The organism is Grimontia sp. AD028, from assembly GCF_000973155.1.
GTDB lineage: Bacteria > Pseudomonadota > Gammaproteobacteria > Enterobacterales > Vibrionaceae > Enterovibrio > Enterovibrio indicus.
Map to the genome: position 1 here is coordinate 1 of NZ_LASY01000074.1, position 26,671 is coordinate 26,671.

Sequence of the window (26,671 nt, forward strand, 5' to 3'; positions counted from 1 at the left end):
GCTTAATTCACATGCATTATGCCAAATGGCAGCTTTTTTATGCCTGGCCTAAATGGGGCTTGAACAAGAGTGGCGCAAAGGTTTTTGGCTTCGTGTTAAGGGCTTCAATACGAAGTGGCACGCTACAGGCTGGGTGCCAGTTAAACAATTCTTCTACAGGAAGCGGGCGTGAGATGAGGTAGCCTTGAATAGAGACATCACCTTGCTCTAATAACCACGTCAGCTGCTCTTCTGTTTCCACACCTTCTGCTACCACATCCATTTCCAGGGTTTTTGCTAATTGGATCATTGCTGCGCAAAGCTTGGTAGAGCTTCTATCAGAGTCGATTACATTGGTTATGAAGTGGCGGTCTATTTTCATGACGTCAAAAACGTATTCTCCTAATAGTGAAAGAGATGAATATCCCGTACCAAAGTCGTCCAGATAAAGTCTCACTCCCGCCTTTCTCAATGCTTGCAGTGCCTGCGCGCTGGCTTGTTCATCTTCCATCAACGTTGATTCAGTGATTTCCAGCCCCAACTTGTAGGGGGCAATATTATTATCTTTGATCAATGATTTAACGAAGGTGATGAAGGCAGGCGAGATCAATTGTTTAGCCGAAACGTTGACAGTTACGCCTGGGTAGTCGAAGTCGCTGGCGTGGTTTTGCCAGTGTCCGAGCAATTGGCAAACATTGGCTAATACCCAGCGGCCGATGGTATGAATGAGGTGAGTATCTTCTGCAATTGGAATGAAGTCGATGGGAGAAACTGCCCCCATCTCTGGGTGATACCAGCGCAGCAAAGCTTCAAAATGGAGAACCTTACCGTTCTTACAAATTGGCTGGTACACCAACGACAATTGATTGAGTTCGAGCGCGTAAGCCAGTTCTTGTTCGATGTTGAAGCGTTGTTGGGCCTTTTCCAGCATGGTGTTATGGAAAAAGGTGATTGAAGCGCCGCTTTCTTTGGCGTGGTACATAGCAATATCTGCTTGCTGAATGATATCCAGCAAGGTGAAGCTGTGATCCCTGATAGTTGAAATACCAATACTTGCGCCAATTTGAATATCGTGACCGTCGATGAGGTAGGGCTGGTTAATCGCATCAAGATATACACTGGCGCTTCGGTATGCGCCATCCTGAGAGATCACGTCTGACAAGCATACGACGAATTCATCGCCCCCAAAACGAAACACTTTGTTGGGTGCCTGTGTCGAAATAAACAGACGATCGGCCACAGATTGTAAAAGTTTGTCTCCAATCAGATGGCCAAGGGAGTCATTCACGTTCTTGAATCGATCTAAATCGATAAAGAGAATCGAAAACCCAAAGCTTTCTACATTTTTCAGTCTCGACTGTTCTTGTTCTAATCGTTTTTCGAGTGCTAAGCGGTTGTTTAATGAAGTTAGGTTGTCGTGGTATGCCTGAAAGCGAAGTTTCGTGGTTTGTTTTGAAACAAGCTGATTAGCGAGGGCAAGCCGGCTGGAATATGACCATATACAGAAACTGGTGGCGATAGTCAGAAGAAAGCCCAATACCGTCATCCCCAGGCTAAATTGATAACTTATTAGATGATTTTTCGGTGCTTCAAATGTAAACCAGATGCCTTCTTCACTCCCTGGTATTTTCACTAAATGCTCTGCACTAAATGCATTGGTTCCATAACTTTGTTGTTGTGTTTTGAATAGCAAAGCACCTTTTTCGTTTCTGGTACTGTATTGCGGCCATACGGCGATTTTCAGGTTATCCAACGCATCATAACTGGACCATATTGCAGAGAAAAAACTGTCGAAATAAATAGAAGTAACCAGATAGCCTCTGAGCTCATCATTTAGAATAACCGCTGAGAACAGTCGAATTCCGTGAATACCATTTTCCTCAAAAAAGCTTGCTTCTGGTTCGCGCTGAAAGAAAGCCCGTTCCATGGCATGTGCGAAGTGACACTGTGATTCGGCCCGCCATCCAATATAGTTTTCTACTTGGTTCTCAGGCGAGACGTAAAGCACGGGAAACGCATATTCACTCAAAGCCCATGCGCATCGATAATCAAGTTGAGGGAAGGTTTGATAGTTGCTGTATGTCCCGTCTTCACTGCCTATGACTCTACTTTCAAAGTCGTCAATGGAGTCCTTGGACACTTTAGGAAGCCAAAACACTGAATGTATTCCCGAGCTTTCACGAGTTCGACTGGAGAGAAATTGCTGGAATTTCTTCTTACTCAGGTTCTTGTCGGTCTGGAAGTAAAGCTGCGCGGAGAGCTGCAACTCGTGGAATGAGTAAAGGGCTTTTTCCAAGCCCTTTAAACGTTGTTCAATCAGTGTGTTGAATGAACTCTGTTGACGCTTTTCGTCAATTTGATGGACAGCAAAACCGCTGCATAACGCCGCAGCTGTACCAACAACGAACACGATCCAGTGTAGATTTCTGGAAAACATTATTTCTAGTCAGCTAATTATTAATAAGCTTGATTATAGGGAGGGGTGTGACGGTTACCTTTAGATTTGGTTACCGTTTCATGACAAAACCTTAACTTAGAGATTGCTCAATAAATATTGTGAGGGCAGAGACTTATTTCACAGATTTCCACGAGAAGTACCTAGATTTCAATGGAGGAAATCGTTAGGAATGAGGCTGTACACCAAGCCTTCACGGGCTTCACCATCATACATATAGCGATTACGTGCACGGCATTCAAAGGTTGCTCTGAGCTTTTCTGCAATTCGGATGCTGGCTTCGTTGGCAGGATCCATCACCAATTCCAACCTGGTCAACAACAGATGTCCGAAGGCGAGGGTAGCTGCCACTTCTGTGGCTTCCAAAGCGTATCCTCTGCCCTGGAATTTAGTCGCAATCCAGTATCCGAGGTTTGCCATGTTGGCGACGCTGTCGATACTGGAAACGTAGACACAACCGACGAGTTCACCGGTTTCTATTTCAAATGCAGCTAATTCATAACTTGCCCCGGTCAGCCAACCCTGGCGGCTACGATTCACCCAGGCTTCGGCGTCCATATCATCGAATCCTTCATGGCACCAATCCAGCCAAGGGCTAATGGTGTCTGCTGACTCGGAAATGGCTTTTTTAAGCGGTGCGACATCCACTTGTTTGAGTGCGCGCAGGATGAGTCGGTCAGTTTGAAATTCAAGGTTGGCTTGCATGTTGTACTCGGCTAATCCGTATCATTATAGTTTTGGTTAAAAGTACCGAAAAAACAACGCCCTCAAATGAGGGCGTTGTAGAAAAATTCTGTTTCACAAAGCGCTTATTCGACGCGTGTGACTTGAATAATCAGACCCATCAGTGGGTGATCCAGATAATGGATTTCACCGCTTCTCATGCGGCGTTTTTGCTCGAAAGCATAAGAGTTCAGGTATTTTTCCACTGAATAAGTACGCTCCAGCTTTTGAAGCCCAGTCAGTGCACTACCTTCCGTCACCGCAGCAATATCTGAGCCTTCAGCAGTGATGCCTTCCACTTCGGTAGCCACTTGGTTATCAAGAGGAACCGGAACAGCCTGAACTTCTTTCAGAACTTTACGTTCACCAGGTTCACGCAGCGCGAGGTCGGTTTCAATGAACAGGTAGTGCTGAACGTATACACGAATAAAGCCATCCAGCTCATACATTGGGCCGCTGACTTTGTCTGTTGGCTGATATCCATCAGGAGCAGACTCACTCGTCACCAGAGGCGCATCTTTTGAAGTGCCATCGGTGTAGAAGTTATCACCGAAGTTACGTCCTGCAGTAAAGCGCAGTTTAGGCATAGCACCGCGGCCACCATCGTTTTGACGCCATGCTACATGCGCTAGTGGTTTGAAACCCGCATGGTTAGCCAAGCGATTGTATTCCGCATTCAATTGCCATTGGTTTTTAGGAAGCACTTGCAGACCACGCGCCGCAAGTGTTTGTTTGTCGAAGACAGAAACAGCACCACTCAGGTTGATGTCCGGCTGCGCATCTGGCCAGTTTTCCTGAACAGCGTCAGGGTTCTGGTTACGCTTGAATACAATCACTTCAACGTCGAACCAACGTTCAGCGAAGGAAGGCCAACTAATGACACACAGCAGCAGGATAATCAGCTTTTTCAAGGCATTACTCCGTTTTTAAAGCCAGTTGCCTTGTTCTAGGCAACCAATAAATTCTCGGCAAATTGGTTTAATAGTGTTTCGATGAACTCAACCCGCTCACGGCGATCAGTGAGCGATTCGACGATTTTGAGTTTGGTTGGTCCTTCGAAACGATAACGGCTTGGGTGGGATTGTAACAGACCCACCAGGAAGCCGGGATCAATTTGGGCGTTTTGAGTAAACTCGATCACACCGCCTCTGTCGTGTGCGTCGATCTTACGTACACCCAGTTTCGCTGCATCCAGTTTGAGCTGCTGTACTTTAAGCAAATTATTCGCTGAATCAGGCAATAAGCCGAAGCGATCAATCAACTCAACGCGCAACTCTTCGATATCATCGGAAGATTTGGTTCCCGCAATACGCTTGTACAGTGACAGGCGCGTATTGACATCCGGGATGTAGCTGTCGGGTAATAATGCCGGAAGTCGAAGCTCAACATCTGTCTGCTGATTAAGAAGATCGTCAAGTGATGGCTCTTTGCCTTCTTTTAACGCTTCAACGGCTTGTTCCAGCATCTCCATATACAAGGTGAAACCAATCGACTGAATCTGACCACTTTGCTCATCACCCAGCAGTTCACCTGCACCACGAATTTCCAAGTCGTGGGTCGCCAACGTAAAGCCTGCACCCAAGTCTTCGAGTGAAGCAATGGCTTCCAGGCGTTTGACTGCATCTTTGGTCATGCGTTTTGGATGAGGGGTCAACAAGTAGGCGTAGGCTTGATGATGTGAACGACCAACACGGCCACGCAACTGGTGAAGCTGAGCAAGGCCAAGGTGGTCAGCACGGTCCATGATGATGGTGTTGGCTGTTGGAACATCGATACCGGTTTCAATGATGGTGGTACACACCAATACGTTAAAACGCTGATGATAGAAATCAGACATGATGCGTTCCAGTTCGCGCTCTCGCATCTGACCGTGTGCCACAGTAATGCGTGCTTCTGGCACCAGCTCTGCCAATTCATCAGCAGTTTTTTCAATCGAATCAATGTCGTTGTGCAGGAAGTAAACCTGACCACCACGCATGATCTCACGAAGAAGCGCTTCTCGGATCAGTGATTTTTCGCGCTCTCGAACAAAGGTTTTTATAGCCAGTCGGCGAGAAGGCGGTGTGGCGATAATTGAAAGGTCGCGCATGCCGCTCATGGCCATATTCAGGGTTCGCGGAATTGGCGTTGCGGTGAGCGTTAGGATGTCGACATCCGCACGCATTGCTTTCACTTTCTCTTTCTGGCGCACGCCGAATCGGTGTTCTTCATCGACAATCAACAAACCCAGATCGTGGAATTTCACATCGTTTTGAAGAAGCTTGTGGGTACCGATGAGAATATCGACTTTACCTTCTGCGCTGTCTGCCAGAATTTGCTTTTGTTCTTTCGCGGACTTAAAGCGGGAAAGCACTTCAACGCGCACTGGCAGGTTAGCAAAACGGTCGCGGAAGTTTTCAAAATGCTGTTGGGCGAGCAGGGTAGTGGGTACCAATACTGCCACCTGCTTGCTGTTATTCACCGCAAGGAAAGTGGCACGCATTGCCACTTCGGTTTTACCAAAGCCCACGTCACCACAAACAAGGCGGTCCATTGCGATTGGCTGGCACATGTCAGACAGCACGGCATTAATCGCCTGTTTCTGATCGGCGGTTTCTTCAAATGGGAAGCCTGCGCAAAAGTCGAGGTAAGCCTCTCTGTCATGTTTGAACGCAAACCCTGGTTTGGTGGCGCGCTTAGCGTATACATCAAGCAGTTCTGCTGCTACGTCGCGGACTTTTTCTGCCGCGCGCTTACGGGCTTTCTCCCATGCTTCACCACCAAGCTTGTGCAGCGGCGCGGTTTCTTCTGCACCACCACTGTAGCGACTGATCAGGTGCAGGGACGCAACAGGTACATACAGTTTTGAACCTTGTTGATACTCGAGCGTGACATATTCAGTAGTAATGCCACCGGCTTCCAAAGTTTGTAGGCCAAGATAGCGACCAACACCATGTTCAAGGTGAACAACGGGTTGTCCTATCTGAAGTTCCGCCAGGTTACGGATAATGGTGTCGGAATTAGTCGTGGCTTTTTTATTGTCACGGCGACGTTGCTGGACAACGCGCTCGCCAAGCAAGTTGCTTTCACAAATCAGGGCAAATGAAGGGCTTTCGCATTGGAAGCCGATTTCAGCTGGGCCGACAACCATAGTGAAATTGGTCGGTGTATCGAATGCTTCATTGAGTGACCCACAAACCATCGGGCGGATTTTGATGCGTGCCAGCAGATCCAGCATGGCTTCTCGGCGGCCTTCTGTCTCCACCGAGAAAATGATTTTTCCGGAAAACTCTTCCGTGAATTGTCTTAGGGCGCCCAGTGGTTCTTTGAGTTGTTGATTAACGGTCAGTTCTGGAAGTGGAGTGACAGGCGCGTTGCTTCTGCCTGCTTTGTCTTCCGTTGAATCGATTTGAACCTTGATGCGTGGGTAGTTCTTAAACGCGCCAAACAGTTCATCAACCTTTTGCCAGATGTCGTTTGGTGGCAACAAAGGGCGAAGCGGGTCAACACGGCGTTGGTCATAGCGGTAATCCGCATCGCCCAAAAATTGTTTGGCGGCTGATTCCACATCGCCTTTTGTCAGTACCAAGGTATTCTTTGGCAGGTAATCAAACAGGGTTTCTGTTTCATCAAAGAACAGTGGCTGCCAGTATTCGATGCCTGCCGGCCAGGTTTTTTTACTGACTTGTTGGTAGATAGATTCTGGTTCACGGCGAGCTTCAAAACGTTCACGCCAGCGCCCGCGAAATTGCTCAACTGCTTCATCATTCGTTGGAAATTCATGGGCAGGTAGCAGGTTGATGCTGTCCAACTCTTGCGTCGAACGCTGGTTTTCTGGGTCGAATTCGCGGATGGTATCTACTTCATCATCAAAGAAGTCAATACGGTAAGGCTGGTTTGACCCCATCGGGAACAAGTCGAGAATCGAACCACGGCTGGCGTACTCACCGTGTTCAATCACCTGATCAACGTGACGATAGCCTGAAAGTTCCAACTGGTAACGCAGTTTTTCCAGTGAGAGCAAATCGCCTTTTTTCACCATCAACGCATGCTGAACCAAGAACGAATGCGGCATGACGCGCTGCATCAATGTGCTGACAGGGATCAGCAAGATACCATTGGTTTGTTGCGGCAATTGATACAGGCGCGCGATGCGGTCGGAGATAATGTCCTGATGCGGCGAGAAGTTGTCGTAGGGCAAGGTTTCCCAATCAGGAAAAACGTGACACTCGCGGCCGGTAAACTGTTTAATCTCAGGCTGTAGCTTGAGGGCGGTTTGGTTATCCGGCACCACCATCAAAATAAAGCGGTTCTGCTGTTCGGCAAGAGTCGCAACCGTCAGGGGAAGAGAGGCGCCTATCAGATTAGCGATGACGCGGGTGTCTCCTGCTTTTTCAGGAGCAGGTAAATCAAATAATGCGTTGTTAGTCATGAATTCTGGGGCTTAACTGTTTCTTTCCAATGCGCGTTGACGGAGCAGTTTTTGCTGTTGATGAAGCGCAGCACGGATTAACACGTCTCTGTCTTCTTCCTGAAGGCGGATGTATTTCACGCCGACAGCATACTTACCGTTCTTTTCTTTGCAGCCGTAGACGCTACCGTAGCAGTAAATAGCAGAAGGTGGGTTCTCAAGAAAGAGCTTCAATCGCACATGCTGACCTTTCTCGAAAGCTTTTCGTGCAATGAAAGTAAGGCTGCTCGCACCGAAGGTTTCGGTTTGATAACGGAGTTTAGGATCGTCTTGTTGCGATAGCATGAAGCCGAGCAGCAGGTTGATTTTTTGATTCTGCGCCTGCAGGAATTTAGTCAGCGCTTGGCTGTCATCGTGGTGTAGGGCCTGGATTTCTTTCTCAACGCCGCTGTCGAGGTCACCACATTCGCTCGCAATGCGAAAAGCGACAGGGATTTCTCGGCCAAACTCGGCTTCAGAAGGCACATGCTCGTCGTCTTCAAGTATCTCTACGTTAATCTTGAGGTGCGCATGTACGGAAAAGTATTCGTCCTGGCTCATCTGTAATCCTAAAACCCTGTAGTGCTATTGATTATACCCGCAGTGGCAGGATTTACCCAACCAAGCCTGTTGAAGAAATGTTTAATTTCACAGCACTTAGACAAGTCTGACCCGACAGGTAGTTTAAATTACTGAACGTTTAGCTTGAAAAAGCATCTGATTACCGTGTTCCACACGTGGTTTCGTGGCAATTAGCTGACCTAAAAGGTATTCTTCTTGCCAAAGATTGTTATTTGTTTTTGTAGTTCTCTCTTGTACTGCGAAACAACGTTTTGAGATCTCATTTTATGTTTCACCCTTTACCGGTGTTTATAGGGCTGCGCTATCTGAGAGGGCGATCCGGCGATAAATTCGGCCGCTTTGTCTCTTATATGTCAACTGCGGGTATCACCATTGGTGTGATGGCGCTGGTGACCGTGCTTTCTGTGATGAACGGCTTTGAAGGCCAATTAAAGCACCGCATTCTTGGTGTGATTCCGCAAGCCATTGTGGCGGGCGATGCCCAACACGCGCCGGACGTTAACACATTGGCTAAGCTTGATGGCGTGACGGGAACAGCGCCTATCGTCAGCACTGACTCAGTTGTTCAGAGCCCTAAGTCTATTTCTGCCGGTAAATTGCTTGGTGTGGATGTCGGCGCGCGTGAGCCAATCCGTGAATTTATGGTACGCGGCGATTTCGATTCACTGACGCCAGGCAGTTACAATCTGGTTTTGGGGCGCAAAACTGCCCGCGATCTGGATGTTTCCGTGGGTGATAAAGTTCGCGTGATGATCACCAGTGCCAGCCAGTTTACCCCTGTAGGACGTATTCCTTCCCAACGTAATTTCACAGTAACAGGGATCTACGACACGGCGACCGATGTCGATAATCAACTGATGTTCGGTAATCTCAATGATGTCGCTCGTCTCATGCGTCTTCCCCGTTCCCAGCCAGCGGATCTAAGGCTTTTCGTTGAAGAGCCTTTCAACGTACCGACACTGGAAAAAGTCGCAGAGAGCATGGGTTATGATTGGTCCGATTGGCGAGCATTGCGTGGTGAACTTTTCCAAGCCGTAAAAATGGAAAAGAACATGATGGGATTGATGCTGAGCCTGATCATTCTGGTCGCTGCTTTTAACATCATTTCTGCTCTGATTATGGTGGTGATGGAGAAGCAATCTGAAGTCGCCATTCTCAAAACACAAGGTATGAATCACAACGGCATCGTGGCGCTATTCGTCGTTCAAGGGGCCAGCAGCGGTGTGATAGGTGCGCTATTAGGCGGTATGGCCGGTTCTGTGCTGGCGCTGAACATCAATGAAGTAATGGCGATATTCAACTTGAGCTTGTTGGGGGGCGGTTTGTCGCTGCCAGTGGTTCTGAAACCTGAACAAGTGCTTTCTGTCGTGATTGGTGCTATCGCACTAAGTCTTATTGCAACCCTGTTCCCGTCGTTAAAGGCGGCTTCTGTTCGTCCAGCCGAGGCGCTTCGCTATGAGTAATGCATTGTTAACCTGTTCCAACGTCACCAAAACTTATCAGGAAGGGGAGTTGGAAACTCACGTATTAAAAGGCGTGTCGTTCTCGATTGAAAAAGGCGAATTGGTAGCAATTGTTGGTGCGTCGGGGTCGGGTAAAAGTACGCTGCTCCATATTCTTGGAGCGTTGGATACATTGACTGAAGGTGATGTGTTTTTTGAAGACAAAGACCTGATGAAAATGCGAGCCTCAGAGCAGGCGACGCTGCGAAATCAGAGTATTGGCTTTATTTACCAGTTTCACCACCTTCTCGCGGATTTTACCGCTGTAGAAAACGTGGCCATGCCGCTGATGATTGGCGGTGAGAAGCCTGTTGAAGCGAAGCGTCGCGCGATGGAAATGCTGGAAGCAGTTGGTATGGGTCATCGTGGTGAGCATCGTCCGTCAGAGCTATCTGGCGGTGAGCGCCAGCGTGTTGCGATTGCCCGTGCTGTAGTGAATCGCCCTGCGCTGGTGTTGGCGGATGAACCAACCGGTAACCTCGACCACAAAACTGCGTTGGATATTTATGATCTAATGCGTCAGTTAAACAAGGAATTCAATACCGCGTTTTTGGTGGTGACTCATGACCGAGAACTTGCGCAGAAACTGGATCGTCAGCTCTCGATGCTGGATGGTCAGTTTGTGGAATCGAACGCTGAGGCTGTAGCGTCATGATGGATTCTTTAGCACTGTTTATCGGGCGCAGATTCAGCAAAGCCAAACGACGCAACAAGCTGGTGTCGTTTATTTCTGTTTCTTCCATGATTGGTATCTCTGTTGGCGTCATGGTCATCATTGTTGGTCTGTCTGCAATGAACGGCTTTGAACGCGAATTGAATAACCGCGTGCTGGCCGTGATTCCTCATGCCCAACTTGAAGGTGTGGAAGCGCCAGTAAAAGCCTGGCAGGAAATGAAAGAAACCGCAGAGGCCAATCCATGGGTTTCTGCTGGTGCACCTTATGTGACGTTCACGGCCTTGTTGGAAAAAGGAGCCAACCTAAAGCCGGTGCAAATCCGCGGTATCGACCCGGAACAGGAAGTGCGTGTCAGCAATATCGGTGACTATGTGCTTGATAACGCCTGGTCGACACTCACTCCTGGAAATCATGCTGTGGTGCTGGGTAAAGGCATTGCAGATGGTTTGGGTGTTGAAGTCGGAGATTGGGTGACGGCATTGGTACCTTCGCCGGATCCAGAATTGAAGCTGCGTGCACCACAGCGTATCCGAATGCAGGTGTCTGGTGTGCTGAGCTTGGGTGGTCAAGTCGACCATGGCTTGGCACTGGTGCCTATTCAGGATGCACAGCAATACCTTGATATGGGTGATGCGGTTTCCGGTGTTGCGCTAAGAGTCAAGGACCCACTTGAAGCGCGTAAGATCGTTCGTGAAGTGGGGTATACGCTTAAAGAGTATGTGTACCTTAAGAACTGGACGCAGGAATACGGTTTCCTTTACCGCGATATCCAGATGGTGCGCGCGATTATGTATCTGGTCATGGTGTTAGTCATCGGCGTGGCCTGCTTCAACATTGTGTCTACCTTGATGATGGCAGTGAAAGACCGTGCTGCAGATGTTGCTGTGCTGCGAACTATGGGCGCAAAAGATGGCCTGATCCGCTCCATTTTTATCTGGCACGGTTTTCTTTCCGGTTTGATTGGCAGCCTGATGGGTTCGATTGCGGGATGTTTGATTGCACTGAATCTAACAACAATTGTTGGTTGGATAGAAACCCTGACTGGGCAGGACTTCCTCTCAGGTGATATTTACTTTGTCGATTTCCTACCAACTCAACTCCAAATGGGGGATGTCCTGCTGGTATCCGTCACCGCGATTGTATTGAGTCTACTGGCAACATGGTATCCCGCACAGCGAGCCTGCAAGTTGCAACCCGCTGCTGTATTGAGCGCAAGGTAACGGTGATAAGTTGCGCGATTACATCTTAAGGCGAAAAGCTCGCATATCGGCTCGCAGCTTGAATCGGAATAAAAAAATACCCCGCTAATGCGGGGTATTTTTTTATGTGTCTGTTTTCGTTTTCTAGCTGTCAGTTTTGGTTTTTTTCTTCTTTAGCGCTTTGATCTTGGGCAGACGTAAGCGGCGTTTTTGCCAGCTTCTGACTACGGAATATCGCCAAATCCCTCTGACACCAAAATACCCGATAAGACCAAATACCACGCCACAAACGAAGGAACCCAGAAGGAAAGGAGGTCCAATCTGACTCATTTGATTGAACAGGAAATCCCAAGTCAGTTCAAAGTGGAAGTGGTAATCGGGCGTGCCCATCAACCAGGTTCCTACTTTGTATGCACCCCAGAATATCAAAGGCATGGTAATGGGGTTGGTGATCCAAACCAGAGCAACAGAAAGAGGCAGATTCACGCCAAACATGATGGCAAGGCCAGCAGCCATGATCATCTGGCTCGGAAGCGGTACGAATGCCATAAACAAGCCGACGGCGAAGGCACCAGACGCAGAACGACGATTCAGGCACCAAAGGTTAGGGTCGTAAAGCAAATTGCCAAAGACCGCCAGCGCCTTTTGTTTGCGAATGACGTCGTGTCTGGGGAGAAACTTTTTAATTATTTTTCTTGGCATAGATCTTCATTTCACACGAAACGGCTACCGATATGAAAATCATGCTCGGCATCGTGGTGGCTATTGTCTCGCTTAGATGGTGGCCAGCGCTCCCGGAACCCATGCTGATGCTTGGGCTTCTCGCTGTCATCCTTGTCCAATGCAAACGCGTTCCCCTGTTTGTAATTGGTCTCACCATTGGCTGTCTGGTGGCGTCCAGCGCAGCGTCACTGCATTTGTTTAAAACCAGTACCGCTTTGACAGTGGTTCAGAATACTACCATAGCGGGCAAAGTTGGCAGCCTTTTTACAGGGGAAAATCAGCAAACAAGTGTAATCTTTGATGTCGACACAGTGAATGGACGGAAATTGAGCGCCTTTGAGAAATTCCGCGCCCGTTTATATTGGCGCAGTGAATTTCCCGTAAAACAAGGGCAACACTGGGAGCTTAAGGTCCGAATCCGTGAACCTTATGGGAGAGTAAACGAAGCAGGGTTTGATGCAGAAACCTATTTTCTCTCAAAACACATTCATGCCAAAGGCAGCGTGCTTTCTGCGAATCTGATTGACGAAGAAATATCTGCCAGGCAGTGGCTTTTTGACCGGACACTCCCTCAAATCCTCCCTTTCGAAAACAGCGCATTCCTCGTTGCACTCGCGTTTGGTGAAAGGGCACTGCTAACCAGCCAAGATTGGATGACGCTCAGAAACTCGGGGCTGGCACACCTGCTTGCGATTTCAGGGCTTCATATCGGTTTGGCATTCTTCTTTGGTTACAGAGTCACTAAAGCTTCCCTGCCGCTATTCAATCGATCAGATAGATATCTATGGCTTTCGATACTGGCAGGTTTGGGGTGTGCTATCACCTATGCTTGGTTGGCGGGCTTTTCTTTAACGGCTCAAAGAGCGCTGATTGCTTTGGTCGTTTTCATGGCGATTCGACAATCGGGATTTAGCGTCAGTCCTTTCAATACCTTTTTGTTGGTGCTGGGCATTGTATTACTTATTGATCCGCTGTCGGTGTTCTCCGTCAGTTTTTGGCTTTCCTTTGGTGCGGTGATGGTTCTTTGCGTTATGACGTTTACGACTGGCAGAGAGGAGTCGAAAGGTCCGCTGAATTACGTCATCCAGCTATTTCGCATGCAGTGTTATCTCATTGTCGGCATGTTACCGCTTACATGGGCATGGTTTGGAGGAGTCAGTTTCCTTTCTTTACTCTGCAATCTGATTGCTGTGCCCATCGTGAGTCTGTTGACGGTGCCAATCATATTACTCTCGCTTCTTGCAAGTTCAGTATTTAGTGCTGCTTGGTTATGGCGTCTCGCCGATTATTCACTTTGGCCCATTCGTCAGATGTTAAACCACGCCGATATTGGATGGCTGGATATTCAAAGCAATTCGTTGGGTTTCGTTCTTGTTCTTGTCCTGATGCTGTATTTGCTATCTCTGGGTGCATTTCGAAAGTTCAAAGTGCTTTCTGTGGTGATGATCCTTAGCTTAGTGGGCTGGCGCGGCTCTGCAGAGAAATCAAACGAATGGCAGCTCGATGTTCTTGATGTTGGACACGGACTGGCAGTGTTGGTCGAAAAGAATGGAGAGGCCATCCTGTATGACACAGGCGCTGCATGGTCAACAGGGAGTATTGCGCAATCTGTGGTTGAACCTATTCTTTCCTCTAGAAACAGCAAACTAACCGGGTTGATTCTCAGCCATGGAGATAATGATCACTCTGGTGGCGCGGATTGGGTCATCGAAAACCTTTCTCCAGATTGGGTGAGGGTACCTGAAGTTGGTGGTGGCTATATTCCTTGTGTCCGCGGAGCAGACTGGCAATGGCAATCACTGAACTTCGAGGTGTTATATCCCAACAAAGTGACTGAAGAGGCAGAGAACGAAGACTCTTGCGTTGTACGTATCTCAGACGAAAACTATTCAGTTTTGCTGACGGGAGACTTACCCAAAGAGCAGGAGAAATGGTTGGTAGAACGGGACGCTGATGTCAGTGCAAATGTTCTGCTGGTTCCGCATCATGGTAGCAAGACATCCTCATCGTCAGGATTTATTGATGCCGTCAATCCCAACGCGGCGATCGCATCGACGGGTCGATATACTCCTTGGAACTTGCCGAACCCCGATGTTGTCGATAGATACCGCGAACGCAATATTTCGTGGTATGAAACCGGACAACACGGCCAAGTGAGTGTGCATTTCTCAGACAAGGGTTGGCGGGTTAGTAGCCAACGTCTTGATATCGAGCCTTTTTGGTATAGGAAGATGTTTGGACCACCCCCAATAAAAGAGTAGAATGCCCGCTACTTGCAAGAATATAAGCAAATAACATGTCATCAAACTACCAAGACAAAACTACCTGGGAAACCTTTAAGCAGCTGTGGCCATACATCGCTAACTACAAAGCGGGTTTGGTGGTTGCTGTTATTGCGTTGATTGTTAACGCTGCGGGTGACACCCTTATGGTTTCTATGCTTAAGCCTTTGCTTGATGAAGGCTTTACGTATGATGCAGTCGAAAGCGATTTCCTGAAATGGATGCCGCTCTATCTCGTTGGCTTAATGCTGATTCGTGGTGTGTCGAGTTTCGTTTCAGCATACTGCCTTTCCTGGGTATCCGGTAAAGTCGTGATGACCATGCGACGCCGCATGTTTAACCATTTCATGAAGATGCCGGTGAGCTTCTTTGATAAAGAATCTTCCGGTGCGCTTCTCTCCCGTATTACTTACGATTCAGAACAAGTTGCCAATGCGACCAGTGGTGCTTTGGTCAGTTTAGTGCGTGAAGGCGCGTCAATCATTGGTCTGATGATTCTGATGTTCTATAACAGCTGGCAGCTTTCGGCGATCCTTTTAGTGATCGCGCCAATCGTTGCTATTGCTATTCGCATCGTTTCCAAGCGTTTCCGTAAAATTTCTTCCAACATGCAGGAAGCCATGGGTTCGGTGACCTCATCTGCAGAGCAAATGCTGAAAGGCCACAAAGTGGTATTGAGCTTCGGTGGTCAGGAAGTCGAAAAGGCGCGTTTTGAAGATGTATCTAACCGCATGCGTCAGCAAACCATGAAACTGGTATCTGCTCAGGCGATCGCTAACCCTGTGATTCAGTTAATTGCGTCTTTTGCTCTGGTTGCTGTGCTGGTTTTGGCAAACACCGATGCTATCCGCAGTGAGTTGAGCGCTGGTACTTTTGCTGTCGTATTTGCTGCCATGTTCGGCCTGATGCGTCCTCTTAAAGCACTGACTAACGTGACCTCGCAATTCCAGCGTGGTATGGCTGCGTGTAATAGCTTGTTCGAGTTGATGGAACTGGAAACAGAGAAAGACAACGGCCAACACGTTGCTGAGCGCGTAAAAGGTGATGTTAAGGTCAACGATGTTGTCTTCACTTACCCAACCAAAGATGCGCCAGCGCTTAACCATGTTACCTTCGATTTGCCTGCAGGGCAGACGTTGGCGCTGGTGGGCCGCTCTGGTTCAGGTAAGAGCACCATTGCTAACCTGTTGACCCGTTTCTATGACATCGACAGCGGTGATATCACCATTGATGGCGTAAAAATCGAAGATTACACCCTAAGTAACCTGCGTGATCACGTTGCTATCGTTTCCCAGAATGTTCACCTGTTTAACGACACCATCGCCAACAACATTGCTTACGCGGCTGAGAACGAATACACCCGCGAAGAGATTGAGCGCGCAGCAGACTTGGCTTATGCGTCAGACTTTATCCGTAATATGGACAATGGTTTTGACACAATCATCGGTGAGAACGGTGTGAGCCTCTCTGGTGGTCAGCGCCAACGTATCGCTATTGCACGCGCTTTGCTGCGTAACGCACCAGTGCTGATTCTCGATGAGGCAACGTCTGCGTTGGATACTGAGTCAGAGCGTGCTATCCAGGCAGCGTTGGATGAGTTACAAAAAGACCGCACTGTGCTTGTGATTGCGCACCGACTTTCGACCATCGAAAACGCTGATCAAATTCTGGTTGTCGATGAAGGTGAGATTGTTGAGCGTGGCACTCACGCCGACTTGCTCGCCAAAGATGGTGCATACGCACAGCTTCATCGTATCCAGTTTGGAGAATAACGCTTGGCGGGTTTGGTCGAAAAAATCTGGTTTGAAAACCACCCGCTAGGTTGGATCGGCGCGCCACTTTTGTGGCCGCTGAGCAAGTTGTTTGGCGCGATTGCGAGAAAGCGTCGCGCTGCATTTTTAGCCGGCACTAATAATGCCTATCGACCGCCTGTTCCTGTGATAGTGGTGGGTAACATCACGGTGGGCGGCAATGGCAAAACTCCCGTGGTGATTTGGCTGGTGGAGCAATTGAAAGCCAAAGGCTTTAATCCTGGTGTGGTTTCTCGAGGTTATGGCGGTAAAGCGGAAAGCTATCCGTTTGTCGTTGATGAAAACACCAACACCGACAAAGCGGGTGACGAGCCAGTTTTGATTTACCAGCGCACCAAGGTACCTGTTGCTATTTCTCCTGTTCGCAGTGATGCCGTAAAGGCCCTGTTGCCATTGGGCGTCGATATCGTCATCACTGATGATGGCCTTCAGCATTACAAACTGGCGCGAGATATTGAATTCGTTATCGTTGATGGTGAACGTCGTTTCGGCAATCAACACTACATGCCGTTTGGCCCACTGCGCGAGCAGACTGACCGCTTGAACAGTGTCGATTTCGTTGTCTGCAACGGTGGTGAAGCAGAAGCGGATGAAATCGCGATGTCGCTGAAACCTGCTGAGTTCATTAACCTGAAAACAGGCAAACGTGCTCCTGCTGATTCTCTCGACGCCTCTGTTGCCTTGGCAGGAATCGGGAACCCACAGCGCTTTTTTAATACTTTGGCCTCTCTTGGTGTTAAGCCAGTGCACTGCGAGCCTTTTGCTGATCATAAAGCATTTGAATATACCCAATTGGACGCATTGGCGAAGAAAGGCCAGAATTTGCTGATGACGGAAAAAGACGCAGTGAAATGCCGCGCCTTTATCAACCAATACCCAGACATTGAAAATTGGTGGTATCTGCCTGTTGACGCTGCGTTTAGCGACACAGATACGGCCAACATTTTGAACAAAATCATGAAAGTGAAGGATGGATATGGATCACCGACTGCTTGAAATCGTTGCTTGCCCTGCTTGTAAGGGAAAGCTCAACTACAACAAAGAAAATAACGAGTTGGTATGTAAATTCGACCGCTTGGCTTATCCAATCCGTGAAGGTATTCCAGTTATGCTGACAACAGAAGCGCGCGAAATGTCTTCTGACGAGGTTAAACAATGAAATTCACTGTGGTGATCCCGGCGCGTTATGCGTCGAGCCGCCTACCTGCAAAGCCGCTGGTTGATATCGGTGGCAAGCCGATGATCCAATGGGTTTATGAGCAGGCAATGAAGTCAGGCGCGGACAAAGTCATCATTGCGACTGACGATCAACGCATTGTTGATGCAGCAAATGCCTTTGGTGGTGAAGTGTGCATGACACGCGAAGACCACCAATCAGGCACTGAGCGTTTGGCTGAAGTGGTTGAGAAATACAATCTGGCTGCTGATGAAATCATTGTGAATGTTCAAGGTGATGAACCACTGATCCCACCAAGCGTAATTCGTCAGGTGGCAGAGAACTTAGCACGAAGTGAAGCGCCGATGTCGACACTGGCCATCAACATTGATCATGCAGACGAAGTGTTCAACCCGAATGCCGTGAAAGTGGTGACGGACAAAGACGGTTACGCATTGTATTTCAGCCGTGCAACGATTCCTTGGGATCGCGATAATTTTGCTAAAGCGCCAGCTGAAATTCATCACAACCTGAAACGTCATATTGGCATTTACGGTTACCGTGCGGGCTTTATCAATACCTACATCAACTGGGAACCAAGCCCAATTGAGCATATCGAATGTCTGGAACAGCTTCGTGTGCTTTGGTATGGCGAGAAAATCCATGTGGATGTTGCTATAGAAGCGCCGCCAGCGGGTGTTGATACGCCAGAAGATCTGGAAGTGGTGCGCAAGCTGATTGCTGCTCAATAATCTGATTATTGATAGAAAAAACGCCCTGACTCAGTCAGGGCGTTTTTATTTCTGGTTCAAAAAGTGTGTTAATTGGCAGGAGCTAGATTATCCGCATTGGGATTGATAGCCTGATCCAGCTCTTCGATATCTTCCAGCACTGCATCTTTGGTTTGCTCCGGAGAGGTAACAGGATCACCATCAAGTACCGCTTCCTGTTGAGCAACTTTGTCCCGTAGGCGTTGCCATAGTTGTCCCAGGTTTTCGTGCCAGTAACGTTCGAACTGCTCAAGGTACTGCGCGCGAGGGCCGTACTTGATCCACGGTTGATGAATCTCTTTCTGCGCCATGAAGTTGGTTGGTGCTGGAATTGGGTTCAAACCTGCGTTTTCGAATTCGTACATAGCGCGTGGCATGTGGTTCGCTGATGTCACCAGCACAAGATTACTATCACCAACAACAGAAGCCGCTTGGAAAGCTTCTTCCCAGGTATCTTTCGCCGTTTCGAGTAACAGGATGTTGTTCTTGTTGACACCCAGCGCCATCGCAACCCTTGCCAGCATCCGCGCATGGCTTACTTCATATCCACCGTCATAGCCAGAAAGGATCAATTTTGAAGTCGGATACATGAAGTGAATCCGGATGCCTTCAGCAAGACGCATCAGTGCAACACGTGACAATTCTGACGTTGGCGGAATCTCATCATCAACGACATGTCCGTGACCCAATACCATCACATAGTCGACAGGCTCTTCTGTTGGCAGGAAGGGCTCATATTGACGTTCCAGCTTCATGAGAAGTGAGGAAGTGAACGGTTGAAAAGAAACCAATGTCATTAACAGCAGCGAAACAAAAACGAGGAACGAACCGAAGCCTTTGCGCTGGGTAAACCAGATCAAAAAGAGACCGAAGAATCCAAGAAGCAGTAGCGCAGGCAAGGGCATCAGTAAAGTTGATATAAGTTTTTTTAGTTCAAACATGAAATGTCGCCCGAAATATAGTCAAACAGGGGCCAGAAAGTGCATCAGACCTTTATTAACGGCAGGCTTATGCGAAAATAAACCCCTTAGCAGACAATGATAACGAAGGCACTGTGACAGAGGATAGAAATTTCGACGACATTGCCCACAAATTTGTTAAAAACATTTATGGCTCGGGCAAGGGAGAAATCCGCCAAGCCGTTGTTTGGCAAGATCTCGAATCAATACTTAGCCGCTTGGGTGAATCCAGTCCATTAGACATTTTGGACGCTGGAGGCGGTTTAGCGCAGTTATCGCAACAAATTGCACATCGCGGACACAAAGTCACCTTGTGTGATCTTTCTTCACAGATGCTCGAACTGGCGGAAAAAGATATCGAAGAAGCAGGCCTTCTGCCGCAATATCGCTTCGTCCACGCGCCTGCGCAAGAAATCGCACAGCATGTTGATAAACCATTCGATTTGATGCTTTTTCATGCGGTGATGGAATGGTTGGCAGATCCACGTGAAGCACTGGATGTCGTACTGTCACAAGTTAAGCCGGGCGGTGTTGCTTCGGTCATGTTCTACAACCAAAATGGATTGCTGTTTAAGAATTTAATTTGCGGCAATTTGACCCATGTAGAAGAAGGCATGCCGCACAGAAAACGTTTCAAACTCCAGCCTCAAAAGGGTCTTCAACCGGAAGATGTTTACCAGTGGATTGAAGAGGCCGGTTTTACCATTTTAGGGAAAAGTGGTGTCCGCACGTTCCATGACTATATGAAAGACACAAGAACGGGCGAGTTCACCTTTGAACAGGTGGTGGCGATGGAGCAAAAGCTCTGCCGTCAGGAACCTTTTATCTCGTTAGGTCGCTACATTCACGTGTACGCGCAAAGGCCTCTCGAGCCATAACGATTACAAGATTACACGTATACAACAAGGAAAACGGATGAGCGAATTCTCTCAGACTGTTCCTGAGTTGGTTGGTTGGGTGAAAACGAACGACTTCTCCCTCAATCTGCCGCCGGAACGGCTGGCATTTCTCCTTGCCGTTGCTGTACTCAGCAGCGAGCGTTACGAGGAGGAGCTAGGGGAAGGGGAGCTGATTGATGCATTCCGTATCGTCAGTGACCAATTCGATCAAGCTAGCGAAACCATCGCGTTTCGTGCGAACAATGCCATCAACGACTTGGTACGCAGCCGCCTGCTAAGTCGTTTCACCAGTGAAATGACGGACGGTGCGAGTATTTACCGACTCACACCGCTGGCACTGGGTATCAGCGATTACTATGCGCGTCACCGCGAATACAGCTCTCTCAAGCTTTCTATCCAACTGTCCATGGTGGCAGACGAGATTGATAAAGCCCTGACCGCTGCCGCAGAAGATGGTGATGCAGATTTCTGGCGTAAGAATGTTTATGGCGTACTGAAGTATTCAGTGGCCGAAATTTTCGATCGTATCGATCTGAACCAGCGCACCATGGATGAACAGCAGCAGAAAGTGAAAGAAGACATTGCTGCGCTGTTGAACCAAGACTGGCAGGCTGCGATTGCCAACTGTGAGCAACTGCTGAACGAAACCTCCAGCACACTCCGCGAACTTCAGGACACCCTGCAATCTGCCGGGGATCAGCTACAAACCCAGCTTTTGAATATTCAGGAGCAGGTACAAGGCCGTGACGATTTAGATTTCGTTGATGCCATGATCTACAACCTGCAAATGAAGCTCGATCGCATTGTGAACTGGGGCCAGCAGGCGATTGATCTGTGGATCGGTTACGACCGCCACGTTCACAAGTTTATTCGTAATGCCATCGATATGGACAAGAACCGCGCGTTCAGCCAGCGTCTTCGTCAGTCGGTGACAGAATACTTCGATAACCCATGGTTCCTGACCTTTGCCGATGCAGAGCGTCTACGCGATATGCGTGACGAAGCACTGGTACTTCGTGATGACGAAGTGACAGGCGAAATGCCGGCAGAAGTCGAGTTTGAGGAACTGACACTGGTTAACGACCAATTGAGCGACCAAATCTCTGACATGCTGTCTCGTCACCGTACGACGGGCGAGGGCATAGATTTGGGCGTGGTACTGAAAAACTATCTGGCTCAACACCCACAAGCACGCCACTTCGACTTAGCACGCATTGTGATCAACCAAGCGGTTCGCCTTGGTTACTCGCAATCTGACTTGAGTGCGATTCAGCCGGACTGGCAGGCAATTAACGATTATGGAGCCAAGGTACAAGCGAATGTCATCGATAAATATTGAAGAATTTATGCCGGAAGAATTGGCCAAAGCGATTGCCAATCCTTTGTTCCCGGCTTTGGATAGTGCGCTGCGTGCTGGCCGCCATATTGCCAGCGAAGATCTGGACAATCATGCATACCTGATTGAATTCGAAAACCCGTTGCAGCATTTCTACCAGCGTTATAACGCTGAGTTGGTGCGAGCGCCGGAAGGCTTCTTTTACCTGCGCCCTCGTTCAACCTCGCTGATCGGACGCGCAGTGCTGTCCGAACTCGACATGCTGGTGGGTAAGGTGCTGTGTTTCCTTTATCTGAGCCCAGAGCGTTTGGCACAGGAAGGTATTTTCACCACTCAAGAACTGTTCGATGAGCTGCTGACACTGGCAGATGAGAAAAAACTGATGAAGTTGGTGACACTGCGTGCATCTGGCTCTGACTTGGACCGTGAAAAACTGTTCGACAAAGTGAAGACCTCACTGCGTCGTCTTCGCCGTTTGGGCATGATTGTGCCAATCGGTGAGAACGGCAAATTTCGCGTGAGCGAAGCGACATTCCGCTTCGGTGCCGATGTGCGTGCGGGAGACGATATCCGCGAAGCACAACTGCGTCTGATCCGTGATGGTGAAGCCGTTATCCACACCCAAGAGCATGCTCAATCAAGCCTGCTGAAAGATGAAGAACACGACGAAGAGCGTGAAGATGATGATCAGGAGGTTCAGGCATGACCCAACGCGGTAAATTCCAATCGCTGACTATGGTCAACTGGAACGGTTTCTTTGCCCGTACTTTTGACATCGACAACCTGGTCACGACGCTTTCTGGCGGTAACGGTGCGGGTAAATCCACCACCATGGCTGCGTTCATCACCGCGATGATCCCTGACCAAAGCCTGCTGCATTTCCGCAACACCACAGAAGCGGGCAGTTCTAACGCGTCACGTGATAAAGGCCTGCACGGTAAATTGAAGCCGGGCGCCTGTTATGCCGCGCTGGATGTGGTGAACTCGCGTAACCAACGTATTCTGTTCGGTGTTCGTCTGCAACAAGTGGCGGGCCGCGATAAGAAAGTTGATATCAAGCCTTTCATCGTTCAGGGCTTGCCATCTGGTGTGAAGCCAACTGACATCCTGATCGAAAACGTGTCTGCGAATCAGGTTCGTGTTCGTCAATTGAACGAGGTGAAAGACGCGCTGGCAGACTACGATACGGCGCATTACAAAGCGTTCAACTCCGTGACTGATTATCACGCGCAGATGTTCGAGTTCGGAGCTTTGCCGAAAAAGCTGCGTAACAGCAGCGATCGTTCTAAGTTCTATCGCCTGATTGAGGCATCGCTTTACGGCGGTATTTCGAGCGCGATTACCAAATCCCTCCGTGATTACCTGTTGCCACAGAACGGCGGCGTGAAGAAAGCCTTCCAGGATATGGAAGTGGCACTTCGTGAAAACCGTATGACGCTGGAAGCCATCAAGCTGACCCAGCGTGACCGTGACCTGTTCAAGCACCTGATCACTGAATCGACCAACTATGTGGCGTCTGACTACATGCGCCATGCCAACGAGCGTCGCAAAAAGCTCGAGCTGGCACTGCAGCGCCGCGGCGAACTGTTGGGCTCTCGCCGCCAGTTGGATGATTTCCAATCCACATTTGGCCGCATGACGGATGAATTGGATGCACTGACAGATAGCCAGACTCACTTAGAACAGGACTATCAAGCCGCGTCTGACCATCTGCAATTGGTTCAGACGGCAGTACGTCAGCAAGAGAAAGTTGAGCGCTATCAGGAAGACTTGGAAGAGCTGGCAGTCCGTCTCGAAGAGCAGATCATGGTGGTGGAAGAAGCCACAGAACAACTCGCGATGGCGGAAGAGCAGGCACACCTTTCTGAAGAAGAAGTGGATAGCCTGAAAACCCAGCTTGCTGACTACCAACAAGCGCTGGATATGCAGCAAACCCGCGCGCTGCAATATCAGCAAGCGGTGAAAGCGCTGGAAAAAGCCCGTGAACTAACCGGTAATAACAAGCTTTCACAAGAAAACGCAACGGAATATTTGGGTTCTCTGAAAGCGCAGGAAGAGGCACAAACCTCTGAGCTTTTAAGCCTGAAACACAAGTTGGATCTGTCTTCTGCCGCAGCTAAACAGTTCGAGCGTGGCCTTGAATTAGTGCGCAGCATCGCTGGCGAAGTCGAACGTTCTGACGCAGGCGCGAAAGCCCGCGAAGTGATCGCAAAAGGCCGTGAATTCGCGAATCTTGCGGCAAATGCTGAACAGCTAGCTTCACAGCATCGCGACCTTGAACGTCAGATGCGCAGTTTCCAGCAGGCGAAAACTCTGTCTGAGCAGTATCATCGTCAGTTCAACGAAACCGTGGCTTCGGAAGAAGCGGTTGAGTTGGAAATGGCGCGTCAACAAGAACGTCTGGAAACCGCAGAAGAAGCGGTTGGCGAACAAGCGGAGAAAGTCCGCGAATTGCAACGCAGCGAAAACGAAATCAATGCTAAAGCGGTTGAGTTCGAAAAAGTCGCGCCAGCCTGGATTGCCGCGCAAGAAGCGCTGGAGAAATTGGCAGAACAGACTGAAGCTGAGCTTTACGACAATCAGGCAGTGTTGGATACCATGCAGCGCGTGATGGCGGATGAGCGTGAAACTATCTCGACCCGCGATAAGCTGCAAGCTGAGAAACAAGCGCTGGAAGCAGAAATCGAACGTCTGGCGCAGCCAGGCGGTAGCGACGATGCGCGTCTCCAATCTCTGGCTGACACACTGGGTGGCACGCTGCTTTCTGAGATTTACGATGACATCACCATTGATGATGCTCCGTATTTCTCGGCGCTTTATGGCCCGGCACGTCACGCGATTGTTGTACCTGATCTGAAAGGTATTAAAGAGAAGCTGCTGGATCTGGATGATTGCCCGGAAGATCTCTACATCATCGAAGGTGATGCAGACGGTTTTGACGATAGCGTATTCGATGTTGAAGAGCTGGAAGATGCGGTTTGTGTTCACCTGAACGACCGTCAGCTTCGTTACTCTCGCTTCCCGAAAATCCCGCTATTTGGCCGTGCGGCGCGTGAGCACCGTTTAGAAATCTTACGTGAGAAGCGTGAAGAGTTAGTCGAAAACTACGCCAAAGCCTCGTTTGATGCGCAGAAGCTTCAACGTTTGACCCAAAGCTTCAATCAGTTCGTGTCGAACCACATGAACGTCGCATTCAACGAAGATCCAGAAGCGGCACTGAAAGACCTGCGTGAAAAACGTGGCAGTGTTCAGCGTCAACTGGCTCAGCTTCGCGAGAGCGAGCAGCAGGTTCGTAGCCAACTGACCGGTTCGAAAGAAGCGATTGCACTTCTGAACAAACTTCAGCACGTCGTTAACGCGCTTGAAGACGAAACGCTGGAAGGTCGTCTGGAAGAAGTGGAAAGCCGCCTGTCTCAGGCAGACGAAGCTCGCCACTTCACCCGTGAGCATGGCAAAGCACTCGCTGAGTTGGAGAATCTGGTTTCAACGCTGGATACCGACCCAGAACAGTTTGATGCACTGAACGCTGCATACCAGCAAGCGGACGAAGCGTTGCAATCGCTGAAGAAAACGCTTTTCGCACTGTCTGATTTGGTCGAGCGTCGCCACCACTTTGGATACGCCGACGCGGTTGAGCTTCTTGATAAGAGCAGCGAACTGAATGAACAGCTGAAAGCTAAGCTGGTAGATGCTGAGCGCGCCCGTACCCGTTCACGTGAACACGTGAAGCAGGTTCGCGATCAGGTGAACCAATACAACCAGCTTCTGGCGTCTCTGAAGAGCTCGCACCAAGCGAAACAAGAAACGGTTGCTGAATTCAAACGTGAATTGGTTGAGCTGGGTGTTCGCGCCGATGTAGAAGCGGAAGAGCGAGCACGTATTCGTCGTGACGAGCTAAATGCGCAGCTATCACAATCGCGTAGCCGCAAGAGCGAGCTGGAAAAAGGCCTGACCTCGATTGAGCTGGAGATGAAGTCTCTGGTGAAAACGCTGAAGAAAGCCAGCAAAGAATACACTGAACTGCGCACTTTCGTCGTCAATGCGAAAGCGGGTTGGATGGATGTACTCAAGATTGCCCGCAGCAGTAACGTAGAGAAGCAGCTTAACCGTCGTGAAATGGCGTACATGTCTGCTGACGAACTGCGTTCATTGTCGGATAAATCCTTGGGTGCGTTGCGTCTGGCAGTCGCAGACAATGAAACGCTGCGTGATGCATTGCGTGCATCGGAAGACATGGCACGTCCTGAGCGTAAGGTTCTGTTCTATGTGGCGGTTTACCAGCATCTTCGTGAGCGTATCCGTCATGACATCATTCGTACCGACGATCCGGTTGAAGCGATTGAAGAAATGGAAGTGGAACTGGCACGTTTGACGGAAGAACTGACTCAGCGCGAGAAGCGTCTTGCGATCAGTTCAGAGTCTGTGGCGAACATTATCCGCAAGACCATTCAGCGCGAACAAAATCGTATTCGCCTGTTGAACCAAGGCTTGTCTAACATTGCCTTTGGTCAGGTGAAGGGCGTGCGCCTGAACGTGTCGATTCGTGATACCCACGCGCAATTGTTAGAAGGCTTGGCGGAGAAAGCTGAACAGCATCAAGACTTGTTTGGTAACAACCGTCTGACCTTCTCTGAAGCGATGGCAAAACTGTTCCAACGTTTGAACCCGCATATCGATCTGGGTCAACGCTCTCCTCAGATTCTGGGTGAAGAGTTGCTGGACTACCGTAACTATCTGGAACTGGGTATTGAAGTTAACCGTGGTACTGACGGTTGGCTGCAAGCGGAATCCGGCGCATTGTCGACAGGTGAAGCAATTGGTACGGGTCAGGCTATTCTGTTGATGGTGGTGCAGAGCTGGGAAGAAGAATCCCGCCGTCTGCGCGGCAAAGATGTGATTCCTTGTCGTCTGCTGTTCCTTGATGAGGCAGCGCGTCTGGATGCGAAGTCAATCTCGACCCTGTTCGAGCTTTGTCATCGTCTGGATATGCAGCTTTTGATTGCAGCGCCGGAAAACATCAGCCCAGAGCAGGGCACCACCTACAAACTGGTACGTAAGATCTTTAACGATAAAGAACACGTGCACGTTGTCGGTTTGCGTGGATTTGGAGAGATGGCGAAAACCAACCCCCCGATTCAGGAAGCATTGGAAATCGCTGAGTAAGCGAGATTCAAACAGAACGAAAAGGCC

General features: G+C 49.2%; 19 protein-coding genes. 12 read left to right on the forward strand and 7 right to left on the reverse strand.

Annotated features, from left to right (window positions below):
- Positions 1-37 precede the first annotated feature (37 nt).
- From RN22_RS16420 to RN22_RS16440, 5 genes are all read right to left on the reverse strand, one after another.
- Positions 38-2,416, reverse strand: coding sequence for an EAL domain-containing protein (locus RN22_RS16420; RefSeq protein ID WP_046305850.1), 2,379 nt, complete (start codon positions 2,414-2,416; stop codon positions 38-40).
- 168 nt (positions 2,417-2,584) lie between these two features.
- Positions 2,585-3,139, reverse strand: a complete 555-nt coding sequence (locus RN22_RS16425) for a GNAT family N-acetyltransferase (protein WP_046305852.1) — start codon at positions 3,137-3,139, stop codon at positions 2,585-2,587.
- A gap of 104 nt (positions 3,140-3,243) precedes the next feature.
- Positions 3,244-4,068, reverse strand: a complete 825-nt coding sequence (locus RN22_RS16430) for a peptidoglycan binding protein CsiV (protein ID WP_046305855.1) — start codon at positions 4,066-4,068, stop codon at positions 3,244-3,246.
- 35 nt (positions 4,069-4,103) lie between these two features.
- Entirely contained in the window at positions 4,104-7,568 is a 3,465-nt protein-coding gene (mfd, locus tag RN22_RS16435; RefSeq protein ID WP_046305857.1) for a transcription-repair coupling factor, read from the reverse strand.
- A 12-nt stretch (positions 7,569-7,580) separates the two neighbouring features.
- Positions 7,581-8,147 (reverse strand): PilZ domain-containing protein, encoded by a 567-nt coding sequence (locus RN22_RS16440; protein WP_002540501.1) that lies wholly within the window; start codon positions 8,145-8,147, stop codon positions 7,581-7,583.
- A 287-nt stretch (positions 8,148-8,434) separates the two neighbouring features.
- Here RN22_RS16440 and lolC point away from each other — a divergent pair, with 287 nt between their 5' ends.
- The 3 genes from lolC to lolE are packed head-to-tail and all read left to right on the forward strand — an operon-like array spanning position 8,435 to position 11,566.
- Positions 8,435-9,631 (forward strand): lipoprotein-releasing ABC transporter permease subunit LolC, encoded by a 1,197-nt coding sequence (gene lolC / locus RN22_RS16445; protein ID WP_046305859.1) that lies wholly within the window; start codon positions 8,435-8,437, stop codon positions 9,629-9,631.
- A complete protein-coding gene (gene lolD / locus RN22_RS16450) occupies positions 9,624-10,325 on the forward strand; it encodes a lipoprotein-releasing ABC transporter ATP-binding protein LolD (RefSeq protein WP_046305861.1) in 702 nt (233 codons plus the stop codon). The genes lolC and lolD overlap by 8 nt, the downstream gene beginning before the upstream one ends.
- A complete protein-coding gene (gene lolE / locus RN22_RS16455; protein ID WP_046305863.1) occupies positions 10,322-11,566 on the forward strand; it encodes a lipoprotein-releasing ABC transporter permease subunit LolE in 1,245 nt (414 codons plus the stop codon). Before lolD ends, lolE begins: the two co-directional genes overlap by 4 nt.
- A gap of 123 nt (positions 11,567-11,689) precedes the next feature.
- Here the strand turns inward: lolE and RN22_RS16460 are convergent, their stop codons facing one another.
- On the reverse strand, positions 11,690-12,247 hold the full coding sequence (locus RN22_RS16460) for a DUF2062 domain-containing protein (RefSeq protein WP_046305865.1): 558 nt from the start codon (positions 12,245-12,247) through the stop codon (positions 11,690-11,692).
- Between the two features lie 32 nt (positions 12,248-12,279).
- Here RN22_RS16460 and RN22_RS16465 point away from each other — a divergent pair, with 32 nt between their 5' ends.
- Genes RN22_RS16465 through kdsB form a run of 5 tightly spaced genes read left to right on the forward strand, consistent with a single transcriptional unit; the run spans position 12,280 to position 18,269 of the window.
- Positions 12,280-14,529 carry a DNA internalization-related competence protein ComEC/Rec2 gene (locus RN22_RS16465; protein WP_046305867.1) on the forward strand — a complete coding sequence of 750 codons (2,250 nt, stop codon included), beginning with the start codon at positions 12,280-12,282 and terminating at the stop codon, positions 14,527-14,529.
- Positions 14,530-14,564: 35 nt separating this feature from the next.
- Complete coding sequence (msbA, locus tag RN22_RS16470; protein WP_002540509.1) at positions 14,565-16,322, forward strand: lipid A ABC transporter ATP-binding protein/permease MsbA; 1,758 nt, start codon at positions 14,565-14,567, stop codon at positions 16,320-16,322.
- A gap of 3 nt (positions 16,323-16,325) precedes the next feature.
- Positions 16,326-17,357, forward strand: a complete 1,032-nt coding sequence (gene lpxK, locus RN22_RS16475; protein WP_046305869.1) for a tetraacyldisaccharide 4'-kinase — start codon at positions 16,326-16,328, stop codon at positions 17,355-17,357.
- The gene (locus RN22_RS16480) at positions 17,338-17,520 is read left to right on the forward strand and encodes a Trm112 family protein (protein WP_002540511.1); all 183 of its coding nucleotides are present in this window, start codon (positions 17,338-17,340) and stop codon (positions 17,518-17,520) included. Before lpxK ends, RN22_RS16480 begins: the two co-directional genes overlap by 20 nt.
- On the forward strand, positions 17,517-18,269 hold the full coding sequence (gene kdsB, locus RN22_RS16485; RefSeq protein WP_046305871.1) for a 3-deoxy-manno-octulosonate cytidylyltransferase: 753 nt from the start codon (positions 17,517-17,519) through the stop codon (positions 18,267-18,269). Before RN22_RS16480 ends, kdsB begins: the two co-directional genes overlap by 4 nt.
- 68 nt (positions 18,270-18,337) lie before the next feature.
- On the opposite strand, the gene elyC is transcribed toward kdsB, so the two are convergent.
- Positions 18,338-19,228 (reverse strand): envelope biogenesis factor ElyC, encoded by an 891-nt coding sequence (gene elyC, locus RN22_RS16490; RefSeq protein ID WP_046305872.1) that lies wholly within the window; start codon positions 19,226-19,228, stop codon positions 18,338-18,340.
- Between the two features lie 113 nt (positions 19,229-19,341).
- Here elyC and cmoM point away from each other — a divergent pair, with 113 nt between their 5' ends.
- Genes cmoM through mukB form a run of 4 tightly spaced genes read left to right on the forward strand, consistent with a single transcriptional unit; the run spans position 19,342 to position 26,644 of the window.
- The gene (cmoM, locus tag RN22_RS16495) at positions 19,342-20,124 is read left to right on the forward strand and encodes a tRNA uridine 5-oxyacetic acid(34) methyltransferase CmoM (RefSeq protein ID WP_046305874.1); all 783 of its coding nucleotides are present in this window, start codon (positions 19,342-19,344) and stop codon (positions 20,122-20,124) included.
- A 37-nt stretch (positions 20,125-20,161) separates the two neighbouring features.
- On the forward strand, positions 20,162-21,484 hold the full coding sequence (mukF, locus tag RN22_RS16500) for a chromosome partition protein MukF (protein WP_046305876.1): 1,323 nt from the start codon (positions 20,162-20,164) through the stop codon (positions 21,482-21,484).
- A complete protein-coding gene (gene mukE, locus RN22_RS16505) occupies positions 21,465-22,187 on the forward strand; it encodes a chromosome partition protein MukE (RefSeq protein WP_046305878.1) in 723 nt (240 codons plus the stop codon). Before mukF ends, mukE begins: the two co-directional genes overlap by 20 nt.
- On the forward strand, positions 22,184-26,644 hold the full coding sequence (gene mukB, locus RN22_RS16510; RefSeq protein ID WP_046305879.1) for a chromosome partition protein MukB: 4,461 nt from the start codon (positions 22,184-22,186) through the stop codon (positions 26,642-26,644). Before mukE ends, mukB begins: the two co-directional genes overlap by 4 nt.
- Positions 26,645-26,671: the final 27 nt, after the last annotated feature.

Bases quoted from the DNA above. Each gene is read 5' to 3' on its own strand.
- RN22_RS16420 (WP_046305850.1), bottom strand. From the start codon at position 2,416: ATGTTTTCCAGAAATCTACACTGGATCGTGTTCGTTGTTGGTACAGCT.
- RN22_RS16425 (WP_046305852.1), bottom strand. From the start codon at position 3,139: ATGCAAGCCAACCTTGAATTTCAAACTGACCGACTCATCCTGCGCGCA.
- mfd (WP_046305857.1), bottom strand. From the start codon at position 7,568: ATGACTAACAACGCATTATTTGATTTACCTGCTCCTGAAAAAGCAGGA.
- RN22_RS16440 (WP_002540501.1), bottom strand. From the start codon at position 8,147: ATGAGCCAGGACGAATACTTTTCCGTACATGCGCACCTCAAGATTAAC.
- lolC (WP_046305859.1), top strand. From the start codon at position 8,435: ATGTTTCACCCTTTACCGGTGTTTATAGGGCTGCGCTATCTGAGAGGG.
- lolD (WP_046305861.1), top strand. From the start codon at position 9,624: ATGAGTAATGCATTGTTAACCTGTTCCAACGTCACCAAAACTTATCAG.
- lolE (WP_046305863.1), top strand. From the start codon at position 10,322: ATGATGGATTCTTTAGCACTGTTTATCGGGCGCAGATTCAGCAAAGCC.
- RN22_RS16460 (WP_046305865.1), bottom strand. From the start codon at position 12,247: ATGCCAAGAAAAATAATTAAAAAGTTTCTCCCCAGACACGACGTCATT.
- RN22_RS16465 (WP_046305867.1), top strand. From the start codon at position 12,280: ATGAAAATCATGCTCGGCATCGTGGTGGCTATTGTCTCGCTTAGATGG.
- msbA (WP_002540509.1), top strand. From the start codon at position 14,565: ATGTCATCAAACTACCAAGACAAAACTACCTGGGAAACCTTTAAGCAG.
- RN22_RS16480 (WP_002540511.1), top strand. From the start codon at position 17,338: ATGGATCACCGACTGCTTGAAATCGTTGCTTGCCCTGCTTGTAAGGGA.
- kdsB (WP_046305871.1), top strand. From the start codon at position 17,517: ATGAAATTCACTGTGGTGATCCCGGCGCGTTATGCGTCGAGCCGCCTA.
- elyC (WP_046305872.1), bottom strand. From the start codon at position 19,228: ATGTTTGAACTAAAAAAACTTATATCAACTTTACTGATGCCCTTGCCT.
- mukF (WP_046305876.1), top strand. From the start codon at position 20,162: ATGAGCGAATTCTCTCAGACTGTTCCTGAGTTGGTTGGTTGGGTGAAA.
- mukE (WP_046305878.1), top strand. From the start codon at position 21,465: ATGTCATCGATAAATATTGAAGAATTTATGCCGGAAGAATTGGCCAAA.
- mukB (WP_046305879.1), top strand. From the start codon at position 22,184: ATGACCCAACGCGGTAAATTCCAATCGCTGACTATGGTCAACTGGAAC.